The following is a 15338-nucleotide window of genomic DNA, read 5'->3' on the forward strand; positions in this document are numbered from 1 at the left end:
GCGCCCCTCACCCGCTCTTGGCCGGCGGGGCGGCGGCGGCCTGGCGGGTGGCGGGCGCAGGCGCCGCCGGCGCCGCCGGCTTGGCGGGCGCGGCCCCCGCGGCGGTCTTCGGGGTCGGCGCGCCGACCGGCGCGGGCTTTTCGCGGAAGCGTTTCTTCATCTTTTCCACCCAGCCCGAGAAGGCCTCGTTGTTGGCCGCCGAGCGGCTGAAGTCGGAGACGCTGAGACGCTCGGTCGACACCCCGGTCAGCGCCACCTTCAGCGCCTCGGGATTGTTCGCCTGGCCGTAGAAGCCCTGGTAGCGCTGCTCCAGCCGCGCCAGAGCGGCCTCGTCGCCGGCCAAGCTATAGCTGACGCCTGCCCGCAGCAGCTTGGCCTCCTCGTCGGCGCTCAGCGGGTCCGGCTTCTTCCAGCGTTCGCCGAGGGTCTTCTCGAACTGCGCGCCCGCCGCCGGCCAGTCCTTCTGCTTCCAGGCGATCTCGGCCCGCAGGTCCTGGGCCTCGGCGGAGTTGTCCTTGCCCAGGACCTCCAGGGCGAAGTCCAGGCGATTGAGGCCCATCAGGGCGCGGGCCTCGATCAGCCGCCGCTCGGCGTTGAGCTGGGTGGGCAGGATGGTGGTGCGCGAGCCGTTGATCGCCTGCAGCGCCTTCTCGGGCTTGCGGTCCATCAGATAGATCAGCGCCAGGTCCGTGGCCACCTGGGCGCGGGGCACCCCGTCGAGGCGGTTGTCCACCTGGTAGCGCAGGAGCTCGGCGGCCTGGGGCAGGAGGTCGACGTCCACCAGGCGACGGGCGAGGTTGCGCACCATCAGGTCGCCGTCGGCCCCGGGCGGCGTCAGGTCCTTGAAGTCGTAGAACATGGCCAGCGCCTGGATCGGCTCCAGACCGTCGGCCAGGCCGTCGAGGAACAGGCCACGGAAGGCGGAATTCAGGTCCGCCTGCAGGTCCAGCGCCTGGGGCATGTAGGCCATCCGCTGGCCCGCGGCGCGCAGGGTCTCCAGCGCCTCGCGATAGCGGCCCTGGCCCAGGTAGAGGTTGCCCAACGCCCGGATGGTCTCCAACTCGGTGGCGTCGCCGCGCCAGCGATAGCGCAGGCCGTCGAAGATGGCGGCGGCCTTGGCCGGGGGGATCTCGCCGCGCTGATAGCGCAGCTCGGTGGCCCGTAGCAGCGCCGGCGCCTGCAGGAACTCGGCCGAGGAGCGGGAGACGGCGTTGTAGATGTGCAGCGCCCAGGCGGGCTGGCCCTGGGCCTCCAGGATGCGGGCCTGGACGAGCCGGGTCGCGAGCTCCTCACGGGGCTCGACCTTGCTCATCAGGGCGACGTTGATGCGCTTGGTCGCCCCTTCCAGATCGCCCAGCGCCAGGGCGGCGGTGGCGTCGCCCCGGGCGAACCTCGCCCTCCAGACCGGCGAGAACCGGCTGAAGGCTTCGGCGCCGGCGGTGAACTGCTGGCGCGCCTCGCCCCACTGGTTGTCGTTGACCGCGATGTACGAACGCCAGAGCGCGCTGGACGGATCGTCCGACAGCACCGGCGCGGAGAAGTCGGCCTCCGCCTCCTTGTAGCGCCGCGCCATCACCCGCGCGACGCCGCGCAGGCCGCGGAACTCGGCCAGCTCCATGGCCTCCGGATGCTGGCGGGCCAGGGCGTTCAGCACGCCGATGGCCTCGTAGCTGAGCTCAGAGCCCACCAGGAACCGGGCGAGGGCCAGCCGGGCGCCGTAGCCGGAGTCCCGGCCCTTGGCGGCCTCTTCAGCGGCGGCGTCCAAGAGCGCGTCGTAGCGGGCGATGAACCCTCCCGAACCCGTCTTGGGCCAGTTCTCGTAGTCGATCAGGGCCGGCAGGCCCGCCGGCTGCGGCGCGCCCGGCTCGGACGTCTCGCGTTCGGCGAACGCCGCCTGGGGCGAGAGCGTCAGCCCCTTGGGCCGGCCGATGCTGACGAGATCGCCGGCCCAGGTCATCTCGACGTCGCCGGTGTAGGATTCCACCGCCAGGCCCTGGGCGGACGGCAGAAGCGCCATCTGCACGAATTCGCGCCGGGAGGGCAGGCCCTTGGCCGGGCCGAGGGCCGTGGCCACGGTCAACTGATCGCCCACGGCGGGATCGTCCACCGTCACCACCCGGGTCACGCCAGCCACCGCCGCGCTCAGGGCGGCCGGACCGCCACCGGGAGCGCGCTCGACCTTGACCGCCGACTGCCGGCCGGAGGCGGCCGATCCCAGCGTCACGGTCCAGGCGGCGCCTTCGCTGTCGGCGAACACCGGCGTTGAGGACGTCGCCTCGATGCGGACCGCGGAATAGTCGGGGCCCTTGTACGCCTTCAGGCTCTTGAACTGACGAAGGCCGCGGGGCGCACGGCTGACGTCCAGGGTGGCCGGGGCGTCGAACACCACCCACACCGCCTCGCCCCGGCGGAACACCGCCGCGCCGTTGGGCCGCGCCCAGGGGAACACCAGCGCCACCTTGCCCGGCTCGACCCTGGCCTCCATCCGCACGACCCCGCCGGCGGGCGTCGGGTTGGGCCGTTCGACCGGCGCCGGCGGCGGCGCCTCGGCCTCGGCGGCGGCCATCGTCTCGGGCTCGGGCTCGGCCTTCTTCTCGAAGATGTTGACGTAGGTCGTCCCGTCCGCCGCGCCGCTCTTGGCCTCGTAGCCGTCGGCCAGGGTCAGCACCACCTCCAGGCGCGAGGCGGCCCGGCGGACGTCGACGGCCGCGACGCCCTTCGGCGGGTCGACCCGCAGGCGGGCGATGTCAGGGTCCGCCCCCCGCGGAAACGCCAGGATCACGGCCTGGCCCTCGCGCCGGACGGACGCCTTGGCCCCCGCGCCGGAACGGATGTCGAGGCGCACGAAATCGGGGCCCCGCGCGACGCCGATCTGCGCCTCCCCCGCCGCCGGCGCAGCCATGCCTGCGGGCGCAGCGAGTCCGGCGATGAGAATCGCCACGACGCCGCAGCGCAGGGTCCGCGCCAGCTTCATGGATCAGCCGGCCTTGGCCGGAGGCGCCGCAGGGGCCGCCGCCGGCGGGGCGGCCGCCGCCTTCTGGCCAGGCGCGGCGCCCGCCCCGGCGGCGTTGGCGGCGGCCTGGGCTTTGGCGGCCATGCCCTGGGCGTCGGTGTAGCGCTTGGCCAGGGATTCCGTCAGCTTCTTGGCCTCGTCGGCCGGCATGGCGGCGAGCACCGCCGACAGGGCGCGCTCCTTCATCTTCGCCGCGATCGGCAGGCGCACGGCGTCGTCCAGCACGGCGATCCGCGCGGCCGCGTCCTTCGGCTTCATGCTCTCGTAGACCTTGACCATGCGGGCGAGCTCGGCCTCCTCGCGCGCGTCGGCCTGGGCCAGCAGCCCCTGGATGTCGGTCTTAAGGCCGTTAAGCGTCTTGACCTTCGCGTCCAGCTTGGCCTCGGCCGCGGCCAGCAGTGCGAGCTGAACGTCCAGGTCCTGCTCGCGCTTGTCCAGCACGCCGCGGCGCGCGCCCAGGCTTTGCAGCACCTGCAGCTCGGCCGGCGACAGGCCCGCCTCCTTGGCGAGCTCGGCGGCGGTGGGCGCGCAGACGGGGGCCAGCGGCTTGGCCGGCTTTTCCGGCGGCAGCACGGCGGCCGCGTCACCGGCCTCGCCCGTTTCGGCCTTTTCCGCCGGCTTGCCGCCCTTCTCCGGCGCGGCCTTGGCCGCCGCCTCCTCGGCGAAGGCGCGCGCGCCGGACATCAGGTCGGGCAGCCCTTCGGCGCCGGCCAGGGCGTTGATCGCCAGGACGCCGCCCATGGCGACGCCCACGAGGGGCAGGATGCGCGGGATCTGGCTCATGAGCGGTCTCTGCGGCCAAGGACGAGCGGCTCGGGCTCGTCGAAGAGGTCGTCGTCCAGCCGCGACGCCCGGCGCAGGGCCGGCGGCTCGCGCCGCTCGGCGGCGCGTTCGGCGGGACGTTCAGGCGGTTCGGGCCGCGCGCGCGGCTCGCGGGCGGCGGCGATCAGGGCGCCCAGGCGCTCGGCCCGGCGCTCGTCGGCGTCGGTGGGGCCGCCCTGGGGCGCGGACTCGACCAGCCGCTCCAGCCGCTGGGCAAGAGCCCGGGCCTTTTCGACCCGGTCGCCCAGGAGCTCGCTGGCCTCCTCGCTGGCGGCGCGCAGCTCAGCCAGGCCGCGCTCGGCCCGCTGGGCCGCCGCGTTGAGCTCGCCGACCGCCCGGGCGAAGCCGTCCTGGCTGGAGCGCAGCGCCTTCAGCCGCACGTTCAGCCGCCAGCCCATGAACAGGGCCGCAGCCAGCAGCACGGCCAGCAGCAGGTTCAGGCCGATGGCGATGGCGCTCATTTCATCCTCTGGACGGCTTTGCGCGCCGCGGGCGACAGGGGCGCCTCCACGCGAACGGCGATGTGGTGGTTGCGCCGGCCCATGCGGCCGTGGGTCAGGGGCACCTGGCCGGAACGAAGCTGCACCAGGCTGTCGGGGGTGGCGTTCAGCATCACCGTGTCCCCGACCTTGAAGTTCAGCACGTCCTCGAGCCGCATCTGCAGCTCGTCCAGGACGGCGCGCACCTCGACCTGGGTGGTCCAGAGCTCGGTGGCCAGGTGGCCTTCCCAGATGTTGTCCCGGCCGAACTTCTCGCCCATGAACTGCTGCAGCAGCATCTTGCGGATGGGCTCGAGGGTCGCGTACGGCAGCAGGAGCTCGATGCGCCCGCCACGGTCCTCCATGTCGATGCGCAGCTTCACCAGGATCGCTGCGTTCGCCGGCCGGGCGATGGCTGCGAAGCGGGGATTGGTCTCCAGCCGGTCCAGGGTGAAGGTCACCGGCGTCAGCGGCTCGAAGGCGGCCTTGGCGTCGGCCAGCACCACCTCGACCATCCGCTGCACCAGCACCCGCTCGATGGTGGTGTAGGGGCGGCCCTCGATGCGCATGGCCGCGGTGCCGCGACGCCCGCCCAGCAGCACGTCGACGATCGAGTAGATCAGGTTTGAGTCGACCGTCAGCAGGCCGTAGTTGTCGAGCTGCTCGGCCCGGAACACCGACAGGATGGCCGGCAGCGGGATCGAGTTCAGATAGTCGCCGAAGCGGATCGACGAGATGTTGTCGAGGCTGACCTCGACGTTGTCCGAGGTGAAGTTGCGCAGGGAAGTCGTCATCAACCGCACCAGGCGGTCGAAGACGATCTCCAGCATCGGCAGGCGTTCGTACGAGACCAGCGCCGAGTTGATGATCGCCCGGATGCCGGTGCGCTCGGCGGCCTCGTCGTCGGTGAGGTCGAAGCCCAGCAGGCTGTCGATCTCGTCCTGGTTCAGGATCCGCTCCGAACCGATCAGCGCCTCGGCGTCGGGCTCGGCCGGGTCCCAGCCGCCCGCCGCCGCCAGCTTGGCGACCTGATCTTCCGTGGCTTGATCGAGTTCGTCGTTCATGCGTGCAAGCCGCCAGGCCCGTACCGGGGCCTAGTTGATCAGCATCTCCTCGATGAGCACCGCGTTGACCTTGGACGGGGCGATCACCAGGTTCACGCGCCGCAGGATCTCCATGCGAAGCTGGTAGCTGCCCTGGCTGCCGGAGAGGTCCTCGGGCCGCAGCTCGCGCAGGAAGGTCTGGAACATGTCCTGCAGCCTGGGCAGATTCGGCTCCAGCTCCTCGGTCAGGTGTTCGTCCGGCAGCTCCAGGGTCAGCTTCAGCTTCAGGAAGGTGGCCTTGCCGTCGGCGGTCTGCATGTTCACGACGATGTCAGGCAAGGTGTAGAACACCACCCCGTCAGGGCCCTCGCGCACCTGGCCCAGGGTCTCGCCGCCCTCCTTGCCGCCGCCGTGGCCGCCCTTCTCTTCCTTCTTCTTTTCCTTCTTCTTTCCGTGGTCGGCCGCCTTCTCGCCCTCGGCCGCCGGCTTGGGCTTGAGGAACAGGAACGCCGCCGTGCCGCCGCCCCCCAGCACCACGACCGCCGCCGCGCCGGCGATGATCATCAGCTTCAGCGGCAGCTTCTTCTTGCCGGCCCCTTCCTCGCCTTCGCCGTCCTCGGCGCCCTCGGCGGGGGCTTCCTTGACCTTGTCCTTCGACACGCGCGCGATTCCTTAGACTCTAGCCTCCTCCCCATTGCCGCGTGCTTGGTTAAGGATCGGTTTTTAACGCTTCTTAACGGGGGCTAACCCTGCCCGGCAAAATCCGCCGCCGGGCTGCCGTTAACTTTATTAACTGCTGATTTTATTTAGCTATTTTTCTGGCCCGAAGCTTGCAGGGAAATCCACGACGATTCTGTCGCAGTTAGGGATTTCAGGGGCCGGCCGGATGGACAACGCCCTCTTCGTCGGACTGTCGCGCCAGATGGTGCTTCGGCGCGAGATGGACATCGTGGCGAACAACATCGCCAACGCCGATACGGCCGGCTTCAAGGTCGAGTCGCTGATGGCCCGCACCGAGCCGAAGAACCCGGCGAACACCGCGCCGGGCCCGCGGCCGGTGAAGTTCGTTCTGGACGACGGCGTGGCCCGCAACTTCGGCCAGGGCACCCTGCGCACCACCGGCGGGACCTTCGACCTTGGCATCGAGGGCGACGGCTTCTTCACCGTCAACACCGCCGAGGGCGAGCGCTACACCCGCGACGGCCGCTTCCGGATGGACCCGACCGGCCGCCTCGTCACCGAGGACGGCGATCCCCTGGCCGGCGAGGGCGGCGGGGAGATCGTGATCGATCCCGAGAAGGGCCCGGTCACCATTTCCAAGGACGGGGTCGTCAGCCAAGGGACCGAGCGCATCGGCAAGATCGGCGTGGTCGAGTTCGCCGAGCTGTCGGTCCTGCGCAAGGACGGCGGCAACCTCTACCGCAACACCTCCAACCTCCAGCCCGCCCCGCAGCCCGACGCGGTGATCCACCAGGGCATGCTGGAGAGCTCCAACGTCAATCCGGTGCTCGAGATCACCCGGATGATCGAGGTCACCCGCGCCTACGAGCGGGTGACGAAGATGATGGATTCAACCGCAGAACTCTCCCGCCGCTCGATCGAGCGGCTGGGCCGCGTGAACTAAGGGAACGCCCCCGATGCAGTCTCTTCGCACCGCCGCCACGGGCATGGCCGCCCAGCAGCTGAACGTCGAGGTCATCTCGAACAACATCGCCAACATGAACACCGTCGGCTACAAGCGCCAGCGGGCGGAGTTCCAGGACCTGCTCTACCAGACGCTGGAGCGCGCGGGCGCCCAGTCGTCCGACCAGGGCAACATCGTGCCCACCGGCGTGCAGATCGGCGGCGGCGTGAAGGCCGGCTCGGTCTACCGCATCAACGAGCAGGGCTCGCTCACCAAGACGGAAAACCAGTACGACGTGGCCATCCAGGGCCGCGGCTTCCTGCAGGTTCTGCTGCCTTCGGGCGAGACCGCCTACACCCGCGCCGGCAACCTGTCGGTCAACGACCAGGGCCAGCTCGTCACCGAGGACGGCTACCTGATCGAGCCGGCCATCACCGTCCCGGCCGACGCGGTCTCGGTGGTGATCTCGCCCAGCGGCCAGGTCCAGGCGGTGCGCGACGGCCAGACCGAGGCGGACATCGTCGGCCAGTTCGAACTGGCGACCTTCGTCAACGAGGCCGGCCTGGAAGCCATCGGCGACAACCTGCTGAAGGAGACCGGCGCCTCCGGCCCGGCCACCGTCGGCACCCCGGGCTCGGTCGGCTTCGGCAGCCTGACCCAGTACTACACCGAGGCCTCGAACGTGGATGCGGTCAGCGAAATCACCGCCCTGATCGTGGCCCAGCGCGCCTACGAGATGAACGCCAAGGTGATCTCGGCCTCCGACGAGATGCTGCAGGCCGCCAACAACGTGAAGTCGTAAGATGAAGCGCCTCCTCCTCACCCTCGCGGTCGCCGCCTTCGCCGCCGGCCCGGCCATCGCCGGCCAGCCGGTGACCCTGCGCCCCAACGCCTCGGACGCCGACGGCGTCATCACCCTGGGCGACCTCTTCACCGGTGCGGGCGAAGCCTCCAACGTTCCCGTGGCGGCCCGCAATGGCCGCGCGGCCATCCTCAACGCCCGCGCCGTGCAGCTGGCCGCCGCCCGCTCCGGCCTCGACTGGGCGAACGCCGAGGGCCTGACCACCATCGTCGTCTCCGCCGCGGGCTCCGGCGGGCCGGCGGGCGCTGGGGCTGCTCCGGCGGCCGCGGCCGCCCGCGGCAATGTCGAGGTGCTCACCTACGCCCGCAACCTGTCGGCCGGCGAGATCGTCCAGCCGCAGGATCTAGTCTGGGGCAAGGCCGCCGCCGCGCCGGCCGACGCGCCCGCCGACGCCGACCAGGTGATCGGCATGGCCGCCCGCCGTCCCCTTCGCGCCGGAGCGGCCGTCGCCGCCCGCGACGTCTCCGCTCCCCAGGTGATCAAGGCCGGGGAGATGATCACCGTGGTCTACGAGAACGAGGGAATCTCGCTCGCCCTGCAGGCCAAGGCCATGGCCGCCGCCGGCGTGGGCGAGACGCTGACGGTGCAGAACACCGCCTCCAAGAAGATCCTCCAGGCCGTCGCGGTCGGCCCCGGTCAAGCCATCGTCGGCCCGGCCGCCGATCAGCTCAAGGCCTCCCCCACCCGCTATGCGCTTCGCTAGACAAGGTCCGCAGTCCATGCGCCGTACGCTCGCCCTCGCCCTGATCTTCGCCCCGCTCGCCGCCTGCTCCACCGTCCAGGAGGCGGTCCGCGGTCCCGACCTGACGCCGGTCGGCTATCCCGCCGCCCTCGTGCCGCAGAGCCAGGAGGTCATGCCCCTGGCCTCGGCGCGCGAGCCGTCGCCGCAGCCGGCCTCGGCCAACTCCCTCTGGCGCACGGGCGCGCGCGCCTTCTTCATCGACCAGCGCGCCGGCCGCGTGGGCGACATCCTCACGGTGCAGATCGACATCGACGACAGCGCCAAGACCTCGAACAACTCCACCTCCAGCCGCACCGCCAGCTCCCAGGCGGGCGTGAACAACTTCCTCGGCCTGGAATCGAGCCTCGGGAAATTCCTGCCGGGCGGCTTCGATCCGGCCAATGCGGTGAACACCGGCTCGTCCAGCTCCAACTCCGGCGCCGGCTCGGTGACGCGGTCGGAAAAGATCAGCCTGACGATCGCCGCGGTGGTCACCGCCGTCCTGCCAAACGGCAACATGGTCATCCAGGGCACCCAGGAGGTGCGCACCAACGCAGAGCTGCGCCAGCTCACGGTCGCCGGCATCGTGCGGCCCGAGGACATCTCCTCGGCCAACACCATCAAGCACACCCAGATCGCCGAGGCCCGCATCAGCTACGGCGGCCGCGGCGACATCAGCCGGGTGCAGAAGGTTCCCGCCGGCCAGTCCCTGGTGGAGCGCTTCTCGCCGTTCTGATGCGGCGGGTGGAGACCGCGCCGGGCCCCGTGCTAGCTTGACCCTATGAAGACCGTCGCCATCGCCGCCGGCCTCGCCCTGGCCCTGGCCGCCCCCGCGGCCGGCCAGACGCCGGGCGGCTGGACCCTGGAGATTCCCAAGGCGCCGCTCGACGTGGCCCACCTGATCCACGCCGGTCCCGACGGGCGGCCGATCCTGGCCCTGAGCTGCCGCAAGAACACCGGCCAGATCGCCGCGTCCTTCGAGGCCCCGGAGAATCTGGCCTCCGGCCGCCGCGGCGAGGTCTGGATCGACCGCATCGGCCGTCCCGCGCCGTGGGCGGTCAGCGTCGCCGTCGTGTCCGGACCGGAGCGCACGACCCTGCGCGGCCAGGCGCGACCGAGCCCAGCAGGCGGCTCCACTGTCAGTGTGGAGGTCTCCGACCGCGCCCCTGTGCTGGCGGCCTGGCGCAAGAGCGCCGTCCTGCGGCTGGAGTCGCTGGGCTCGGCGGTCGAGCCGCCCCCCGCCCGGAAGAGCCTGATCGGCCGGTTCCTGGGCTACTGCGGATAGGCCGCCTCAGGCGCGGCGGCCGGCCACGTCCACGTTGCTGAGCCCCAGGGCCGAGAGCGCGGCCCGCAGAATGCCGTCGGCGTCCAGCCCGGCCTGCGCGTACATCGCCTCGGGCTTGTCCTGGTCCTGGAAGATGTCGGGCAGCACCAGGGTGCGCACCTTCAGCCCGCGGTCCAGGGCGCCGTGCTGGGCCAGGGCCTGCAGGGCGAAGGCGCCGAAGCCGCCCATCGCCCCCTCTTCGACGGTGATCAGGGCCTCGTGCTCGCGGGCGAGCCGCAGAAGCAGGTCCAGGTCCAGCGGCTTGGCGAAACGGGCGTCGGCGACGGTCGCCGAGAAGCCCCGGGCGGCCAGCAGGTCGGCGGCCTTCAGGCTTTCGCCCAGGCGCGTGCCGAGCGAGAGGATGGCGACGGTCGAGCCCTCGCGCAGGATCCGCCCCTTGCCGATCTCCAGCGGCGCGGAGAGCTCCGGAATCGGCACGCCGACGCCGTCCCCGCGCGGATAGCGGAAGGCCGAGGGGCGGTCGTCGATCGCCGCCGCGGTCGCCACCATCCGGGCGAGCTCGGCCTCGTCGGCGGCGGCCATCACCACCATGCCCGGCAGGGCGCCCATGAAACCGATGTCAAAGGAGCCGGCGTGGGTCGGCCCGTCCGCGCCGACCAGGCCGGCCCGGTCGATGGCGAAGCGCACCGGCAGGCCCTGGATGGCCACGTCGTGCACCACCTGGTCGTAGCCGCGCTGCAGGAAGGTCGAATAGATCGCGCAGAACGGCTTCATGCCGTCGGCGGCCAGGCCCGCGGCGAAGGTCACCGCATGCTGCTCGGCGATGCCCACGTCGAAGGTGCGTTCCGGGAAACGCTTGCCGAAGACGTCCAGTCCGGTGCCCGAGGGCATGGCCGCGGTCACCGCGACGATCCGCTCGTCGCGCTCGGCCTGGCGGACCAGCTCCTGGGCGAAGACCTTGGTGTACTGCGGCGCCTTGGCCGGGGCCTTGGCCTGCTGGCCGGTGACCACATCGAACTTGACGACGCCGTGGTACTTGTCCTCGGCCTTTTCGGCGGGGCCGTAACCCTTGCCCTTCTGGGTGACGACGTGGACCAGCACCGGCCGGTCGGTGATCTCGTGGGCGTTCTTCAGCACCGGGACCAGGGCGTCCAGGTCGTGGCCGTCGATCGGCCCGACGTAGTAGAAGCCGAGCTCCTCGAAGAAGGTGCCGCCGGTGACCATGCCCCGGGCGTATTCCTCGGCCTTGCGCGCGGCCACCTGCAGCGGCTTGGGGAAGGCCTTGGCCATCGACTTGCCGATGTTGCGCAGGGTCTGGTAGCCGCCGCCGGACACCAGCCGGGCCATGTAGGCGCTCATCCCGCCCACCGGCGGGGCGATCGACATGTCGTTGTCGTTGAGGATGACGGTGAGCTGCTTGGTGGCGCCGTAGGCGTTGTTCATCGCCTCATAGGCCATGCCGGCGCTCATCGAGCCGTCGCCGATCACCGCCACCACCCGGTTGTCGCGGCCCTCCAGGTCGCGGGCCACGCAGAAGCCCAGGGCCGCGGAGATCGAGGTCGAGGCGTGAGCCGCCCCGAACGGGTCGTATTCGCTCTCCGCCCGCTTGGTGAAGCCGGACAGGCCCCCGCCCTGGCGCAAGGTGCGGATGCGATCGCGCCGCCCGGTCAGGATCTTGTGCGGATAGGCCTGGTGTCCGACATCCCAGATCAGGATGTCCTCGGGCGTGTCGAACACAAAGTGCAGCGCCACGGTCAGCTCGACCACGCCCAGGCCCGCGCCCAGGTGGCCGCCGGTGGTGGACACCGCATCGATGGTTTCGGCCCTCAGCTCGTCGGCGAGCTGGCGCAGTTCGCCCTGGTGCAACCGGCGGATGTCGGCGGGCGAATGGATCTTGTCGAGCAGGGGCGTGACTGGGGGCATGAAAGACGCAAGTGGCGATCGGGAGATTCAGTTTCGGCGCTCTAGCACGAAATCGACGGCGGCCCTCAGGAATTCGGCTCGCGGACCGAACGGGTCGAGATGGGCCTTGGTCTGTTCCTTGAGCAGATTCAAGCGTTCGCGCGCGGCCTCGGCGCCCAGCAGGGTCACGTAATTCGCCTTGCCCATGGCCGCGTCCTTGCCGGCCTTCTTGCCCAGCTCGGCGGCGTCGCCCTCCAGGTCCAGGAGGTCGTCGACGATCTGGTAGGCCAGGCCCAGGTCCTGGGCGAACGCCATCAGGGCGTGGTGCTCCCGGTCGTCCTCGTCCATGTGCGCCATCACCAGCGGCAGTTCGAAGGCGCAGGCGATCAGGGCGCCGGTCTTCATCCGCTGCATGCGGGCCACCGCGCCAAGGTCGTCGCGCACGCCGAGCATGTCGATCATCTGGCCGCCGCACATGCCCCTGGCGCCGGAGGCCTGGGCCAGCCGCAGCACCATCTGGGCCCGGACCGCTCCGTCGGCGTGGGTGTCGGGATGGGCCAGGATCTCGAAGGCGACGGTCTGCAGGGCGTCGCCGGCGAGCACGGCCGTCATCTCGTCGTAGGCCTTGTGCACGGTGGGCCGGCCCCGGCGCATGTCGTCGTCATCCATGCACGGCAGATCGTCGTGGATCAGGCTGTAGGCCTGGATGCACTCCAGGGCGCAGGCGGCGCGCAGCACCGGCCTGTCGTCCAGGTCGAACATCTTGCCGGTCTCGATGGCGAAGAAGGGGCGCAGGCGCTTGCCGGGCCCGAGCGCGGCGTAGCGCATCGCCTCGGTCAATCGCGCCTCGGGCCCGTCGGCCCTGGGCAGCAGCTCGTCCAGCGCCACGGTGACCAGGTCGGCCGCCTCGGCCAGACGGGAGGCCAGCGCGCTCATCAGCTGAACTCGGCCGGCTCGACCCCAAGACCGCCGGACGCGCCCTTGACGATCTTCTCCACCTGCAGGCGCGCGGCCTCCAGGCGCTTCTCGCAATGGGCCTTCAGTTCCGCGCCGCGCGCATAGAGGCGGATGGAATCCTCAAGCGGCGCCTGTCCGCTCTCGAGCTTGCCGACGATCTGCTCCAGTTCGGCGAGCGCCGCTTCGAACGACAGCGTCTCGATCTCGGCGGCTTCGGCCATGATGCTCCTCGCAGGAAAGGGTGAAACCTAGAGGCGGCTGTGCGGGGTCGCAACGGGCGAGGCGCGAGCGCGCGTCAAATCCGCTCGAAGCGCCGACAGGACCAGTACTTGTAGCCCTGGCTCGCCGTCAGCCGCCAGCCGCGGCGCTTCAGGGCCCGGCCGACCATATAGTTGAAGAAGCCGTGCGCCAGCACCACCACGTCCTCGCCCGAGGCGGTGAGGTCGGTCAGCAGGGCGGCGGCCTGTTCGGCCCTGGCCCGGGCCTCGTCCCGCGTCTCGCCGCCTTCGTGATGGTTGAACAGCCACCACCACACCCGCGCCAGGAACCCCCAGATCGACGGCGGCAGCTTGATCCAGCGCGGCAGGTCCGGCGGCGGCAGGGGCGCCTCGATGAACAGGGGGTCGCGCGCAAAAGCCCGACCGCAGACCACCGCCTCGGCCGTCTCGATCGAACGCAGGCGCGTAGAGGCGATCACCGTCCCGGCGGCCGCCACGCACGCCTTCAGGTCTTCGGGCGGCGTCTGGCCGGCGCGGATGCCCAGGGCTTCGTAGCGCGCCCAGAACAGCCGGTAGCCCTCGGCGGTCAGCTTGACCTTGCGTGAGATCGCAGGCTCGCCGTGCCGCGCCAGGACGATCGCCCCGGGGCGCGCAGCCGTGACGACAGGCGGATCTGCGGTCAATGCGTCGGCCATGTCATCCACGGGCGAGGAGCCGCACGGCGCGCGCTTCACCAAGCCTCATCACCCCTCCTGCAAGGCCCGAACGTGCGCGACCGCCGAGCGGCCCAGGGCCTGCAGGTCGTATCCGCCCTCGAGCGAGGAGACAACCCGGCCATGCGAGCGGCCGCGGGCGATCTCGACGATGGCCCGGGTGGCCCAGGCGAAGTCGTCCTCCTCCAGGCTCTGGCCCTCGTAGCCCCCCAGCGGATCGCGCGCGTGGGCGTCGAAGCCGGCCGAGATGATGATCAGATCCGGGGCGAAGGCGTCGACCCGGTCCAGCAGGCCCTCGAATCCCTTGCGCCACATCGCCGGTGACGCGCCGGGGGGAACCACCGCGTTGGCGATGTTGCCGCCGGCCTGTTCCCCCGGGTGGCCGGTGCCGGGCCACATCGGCCACTGGTGCATGGAGGCGAAAAACAGGCCCGGCTTTCCGGCGAAGATCGCCTGGGTGCCGTTGCCGTGGTGGACGTCGAAATCCACCACCGCCACCCTCGCCAGGCCAGCCGACTGGGCGATCTTCGCGCCCATCGCCACGTTGGAGAAGATGCAGAAGCCCATCGGCGTGCCGGGCTCGGCGTGGTGTCCCGGCGGGCGCACGGCGCAGAACGCGCGTTCGGCCTGGCCGGCGGCGACGTCGCGCACGGCCAGGGCCACGGCGCCGGCCGCCCGCCGCGCCGCCGTCAGGCTTCCCGGCGACATGGCCGTATCATCGTCCAGGCGAAGCAGGCCGCTGGCCGGCGCCAGCTTCAGGATCGTCTGGACATAGGCCTCGTCATGCACGCGCAGGAGGTCGGCGGTCTCGACCAGCGGCGCCTCGCGCATGTCCAGGTCCAGGTCCGAAGCCTCGCCGAGCGCCTCCATCACGGCGGCCAGGCGTTCCGGCCGCTCCGGATGGTCGGCCCCCGGCCGATGGTCGTACATGTCGGCGTGGGTGTAGAGGGCGATGTCCATCGCATCAGTCTAGACCCTGAACGTCCCGATCCGAACGCCTTAAGCTCATGAACCAGCCGACCATTCGCCGCGCCACCTCCGCCGACGCCGACCGCCTGTCCGAAATCGGCCGCCGGACCTTCGTCGAGACCTTCGGCCATCTCTATCCGCCCGATGACCTGGCGAGCTTCCTGGCCGACGCCTACGGGCCGCAGCGCACCGCCGCGGACCTGGCCGATCCGGCCAAGGCCGCCTGGCTGGTGGAGGCGGGCGGCCAGGCTGTGGGCCACGCCCTCGCCGGCCCCTGCAAGCTGCCGCACCCGCAGGTGACGCCGCAGTGCGGCGAGCTGGAGCGCCTCTACCTGCTCAAGCCCTGGCAGAACGGGGGCCTTGGACGTCGGCTCTTCGAGGAGGTCATGGCCTGGCTGGAACGTGAGGGACCACGGACATTGTGGATCGGCGTCTGGTCGCAGAATCACGGCGCCCAGCGGTTCTACGGCCGCGCCGGGTTCGAGAAGGTGGGAGAGTACGGATTTCCCGTTGGCCGCGTGGTCGACCACGAGTTCATCCTATGCAGGCGAAGGGCATAGTTTTTCTGACAAGCCTGTCAGAAGCGGCGCCTGCTGCCCCCTGATTCCGCTGTTCGATACGTAGTCACAGAAAATTATTGCAGAGATTTAACGCGTCACGCTTTGACGAACGATGTCCGTTTTGGGACCTTGAGGACAATCATCGCAGTAGCTTGAGAGCGACGGGTGGG

The 15338-nt window shown here is 70.9% G+C and carries 16 protein-coding genes; 6 read left to right on the plus strand and 10 right to left on the minus strand.

Going from position 1 to position 15338, the window contains the following annotated elements; all coding sequences use genetic code 11:
• Positions 1-7: 7 nt before the first annotated feature.
• Genes ACK4YQ_RS13425 through ACK4YQ_RS13445 form a run of 5 tightly spaced genes read right to left on the minus strand, consistent with a single transcriptional unit; the run spans position 8 to position 6017 of the window.
• Positions 8-2974 (minus strand): endoglucanase, encoded by a 2967-nt coding sequence (locus ACK4YQ_RS13425; RefSeq protein ID WP_409611923.1) that lies wholly within the window; start codon positions 2972-2974, stop codon positions 8-10.
• Positions 2975-2977: 3 nt separating this feature from the next.
• The gene (locus ACK4YQ_RS13430; RefSeq protein ID WP_409611924.1) at positions 2978-3796 is read right to left on the minus strand and encodes a MotE family protein; all 819 of its coding nucleotides are present in this window, start codon (positions 3794-3796) and stop codon (positions 2978-2980) included.
• On the minus strand, positions 3793-4296 hold the full coding sequence (locus tag ACK4YQ_RS13435; protein ID WP_409611925.1) for a DUF6468 domain-containing protein: 504 nt from the start codon (positions 4294-4296) through the stop codon (positions 3793-3795). The genes ACK4YQ_RS13430 and ACK4YQ_RS13435 overlap by 4 nt, the downstream gene beginning before the upstream one ends.
• On the minus strand, positions 4293-5378 hold the full coding sequence (gene fliM, locus ACK4YQ_RS13440) for a flagellar motor switch protein FliM (RefSeq protein WP_409611926.1): 1086 nt from the start codon (positions 5376-5378) through the stop codon (positions 4293-4295). Before fliM ends, ACK4YQ_RS13435 begins: the two co-directional genes overlap by 4 nt.
• 30 nt (positions 5379-5408) lie before the next feature.
• On the minus strand, positions 5409-6017 hold the full coding sequence (locus tag ACK4YQ_RS13445; protein WP_409611927.1) for a flagellar basal body-associated FliL family protein: 609 nt from the start codon (positions 6015-6017) through the stop codon (positions 5409-5411).
• A 226-nt stretch (positions 6018-6243) separates the two neighbouring features.
• Between ACK4YQ_RS13445 and flgF the strand changes: the two genes are divergently transcribed.
• From flgF to ACK4YQ_RS13470, 5 genes are read left to right on the plus strand one after another with little or no spacing between them, the layout of a single operon-like run.
• Entirely contained in the window at positions 6244-6981 is a 738-nt protein-coding gene (gene flgF / locus ACK4YQ_RS13450) for a flagellar basal-body rod protein FlgF (protein ID WP_409611928.1), read from the plus strand.
• Positions 6982-6994: 13 nt separating this feature from the next.
• A complete protein-coding gene (gene flgG / locus ACK4YQ_RS13455; protein ID WP_409611929.1) occupies positions 6995-7783 on the plus strand; it encodes a flagellar basal-body rod protein FlgG in 789 nt (262 codons plus the stop codon).
• Position 7784: 1 nt separating this feature from the next.
• Positions 7785-8546, plus strand: coding sequence for a flagellar basal body P-ring formation chaperone FlgA (flgA, locus tag ACK4YQ_RS13460; protein WP_409611930.1), 762 nt, complete (start codon positions 7785-7787; stop codon positions 8544-8546).
• Positions 8547-8562: 16 nt separating this feature from the next.
• Positions 8563-9300 carry a flagellar basal body L-ring protein FlgH gene (gene flgH / locus ACK4YQ_RS13465; RefSeq protein ID WP_409611931.1) on the plus strand — a complete coding sequence of 246 codons (738 nt, stop codon included), beginning with the start codon at positions 8563-8565 and terminating at the stop codon, positions 9298-9300.
• A gap of 45 nt (positions 9301-9345) precedes the next feature.
• Positions 9346-9849 (plus strand): hypothetical protein, encoded by a 504-nt coding sequence (locus ACK4YQ_RS13470; RefSeq protein WP_409611932.1) that lies wholly within the window; start codon positions 9346-9348, stop codon positions 9847-9849.
• 6 nt (positions 9850-9855) lie between these two features.
• On the opposite strand, the gene dxs is transcribed toward ACK4YQ_RS13470, so the two are convergent.
• The 5 genes from dxs to ACK4YQ_RS13495 all read right to left on the minus strand — a co-directional run bounded on the left by dxs (position 9856) and on the right by ACK4YQ_RS13495 (position 14599).
• A complete protein-coding gene (gene dxs / locus ACK4YQ_RS13475; protein WP_409611933.1) occupies positions 9856-11772 on the minus strand; it encodes a 1-deoxy-D-xylulose-5-phosphate synthase in 1917 nt (638 codons plus the stop codon).
• A gap of 27 nt (positions 11773-11799) precedes the next feature.
• Complete coding sequence (locus ACK4YQ_RS13480) at positions 11800-12687, minus strand: polyprenyl synthetase family protein (RefSeq protein ID WP_409611934.1); 888 nt, start codon at positions 12685-12687, stop codon at positions 11800-11802.
• On the minus strand, positions 12687-12929 hold the full coding sequence (locus ACK4YQ_RS13485; protein ID WP_409611935.1) for an exodeoxyribonuclease VII small subunit: 243 nt from the start codon (positions 12927-12929) through the stop codon (positions 12687-12689). Before ACK4YQ_RS13485 ends, ACK4YQ_RS13480 begins: the two co-directional genes overlap by 1 nt.
• Before the next feature lie 74 nt (positions 12930-13003).
• Positions 13004-13621 (minus strand): phosphoglycerate mutase family protein, encoded by a 618-nt coding sequence (locus ACK4YQ_RS13490; RefSeq protein ID WP_409611936.1) that lies wholly within the window; start codon positions 13619-13621, stop codon positions 13004-13006.
• Positions 13622-13669: 48 nt separating this feature from the next.
• Positions 13670-14599: a histone deacetylase family protein gene (locus ACK4YQ_RS13495; protein ID WP_409611937.1), complete on the minus strand. Its 930-nt coding sequence runs from the start codon at positions 14597-14599 to the stop codon at positions 13670-13672.
• Positions 14600-14646: 47 nt separating this feature from the next.
• Here ACK4YQ_RS13495 and ACK4YQ_RS13500 point away from each other — a divergent pair, with 47 nt between their 5' ends.
• On the plus strand, positions 14647-15168 hold the full coding sequence (locus ACK4YQ_RS13500; protein WP_409611938.1) for an N-acetyltransferase family protein: 522 nt from the start codon (positions 14647-14649) through the stop codon (positions 15166-15168).
• The last annotated feature ends 170 nt before the right edge of the window (positions 15169-15338 follow it).

Source organism: Phenylobacterium sp. (genome assembly GCF_046291545.1).
Classification (GTDB): Bacteria; Pseudomonadota; Alphaproteobacteria; order Caulobacterales; family Caulobacteraceae; genus Phenylobacterium.

Coding starts and splice junctions, on each gene's coding strand:
- ACK4YQ_RS13430 (WP_409611924.1), bottom strand. CDS start 3,796: ATGAGCCAGATCCCGCGCATCCTGCCCCTCGTGGGCGTCGCCATGGGC.
- flgA (WP_409611930.1), top strand. CDS start 7,785: ATGAAGCGCCTCCTCCTCACCCTCGCGGTCGCCGCCTTCGCCGCCGGC.
- flgF (WP_409611928.1), top strand. CDS start 6,244: ATGGACAACGCCCTCTTCGTCGGACTGTCGCGCCAGATGGTGCTTCGG.
- ACK4YQ_RS13490 (WP_409611936.1), bottom strand. CDS start 13,621: ATGGCCGACGCATTGACCGCAGATCCGCCTGTCGTCACGGCTGCGCGC.
- flgG (WP_409611929.1), top strand. CDS start 6,995: ATGCAGTCTCTTCGCACCGCCGCCACGGGCATGGCCGCCCAGCAGCTG.
- ACK4YQ_RS13495 (WP_409611937.1), bottom strand. CDS start 14,599: ATGGACATCGCCCTCTACACCCACGCCGACATGTACGACCATCGGCCG.
- flgH (WP_409611931.1), top strand. CDS start 8,563: ATGCGCCGTACGCTCGCCCTCGCCCTGATCTTCGCCCCGCTCGCCGCC.
- ACK4YQ_RS13480 (WP_409611934.1), bottom strand. CDS start 12,687: ATGAGCGCGCTGGCCTCCCGTCTGGCCGAGGCGGCCGACCTGGTCACC.
- ACK4YQ_RS13485 (WP_409611935.1), bottom strand. CDS start 12,929: ATGGCCGAAGCCGCCGAGATCGAGACGCTGTCGTTCGAAGCGGCGCTC.
- ACK4YQ_RS13425 (WP_409611923.1), bottom strand. CDS start 2,974: ATGAAGCTGGCGCGGACCCTGCGCTGCGGCGTCGTGGCGATTCTCATC.
- ACK4YQ_RS13435 (WP_409611925.1), bottom strand. CDS start 4,296: ATGAGCGCCATCGCCATCGGCCTGAACCTGCTGCTGGCCGTGCTGCTG.
- ACK4YQ_RS13470 (WP_409611932.1), top strand. CDS start 9,346: ATGAAGACCGTCGCCATCGCCGCCGGCCTCGCCCTGGCCCTGGCCGCC.
- fliM (WP_409611926.1), bottom strand. CDS start 5,378: ATGAACGACGAACTCGATCAAGCCACGGAAGATCAGGTCGCCAAGCTG.
- dxs (WP_409611933.1), bottom strand. CDS start 11,772: ATGCCCCCAGTCACGCCCCTGCTCGACAAGATCCATTCGCCCGCCGAC.
- ACK4YQ_RS13500 (WP_409611938.1), top strand. CDS start 14,647: ATGAACCAGCCGACCATTCGCCGCGCCACCTCCGCCGACGCCGACCGC.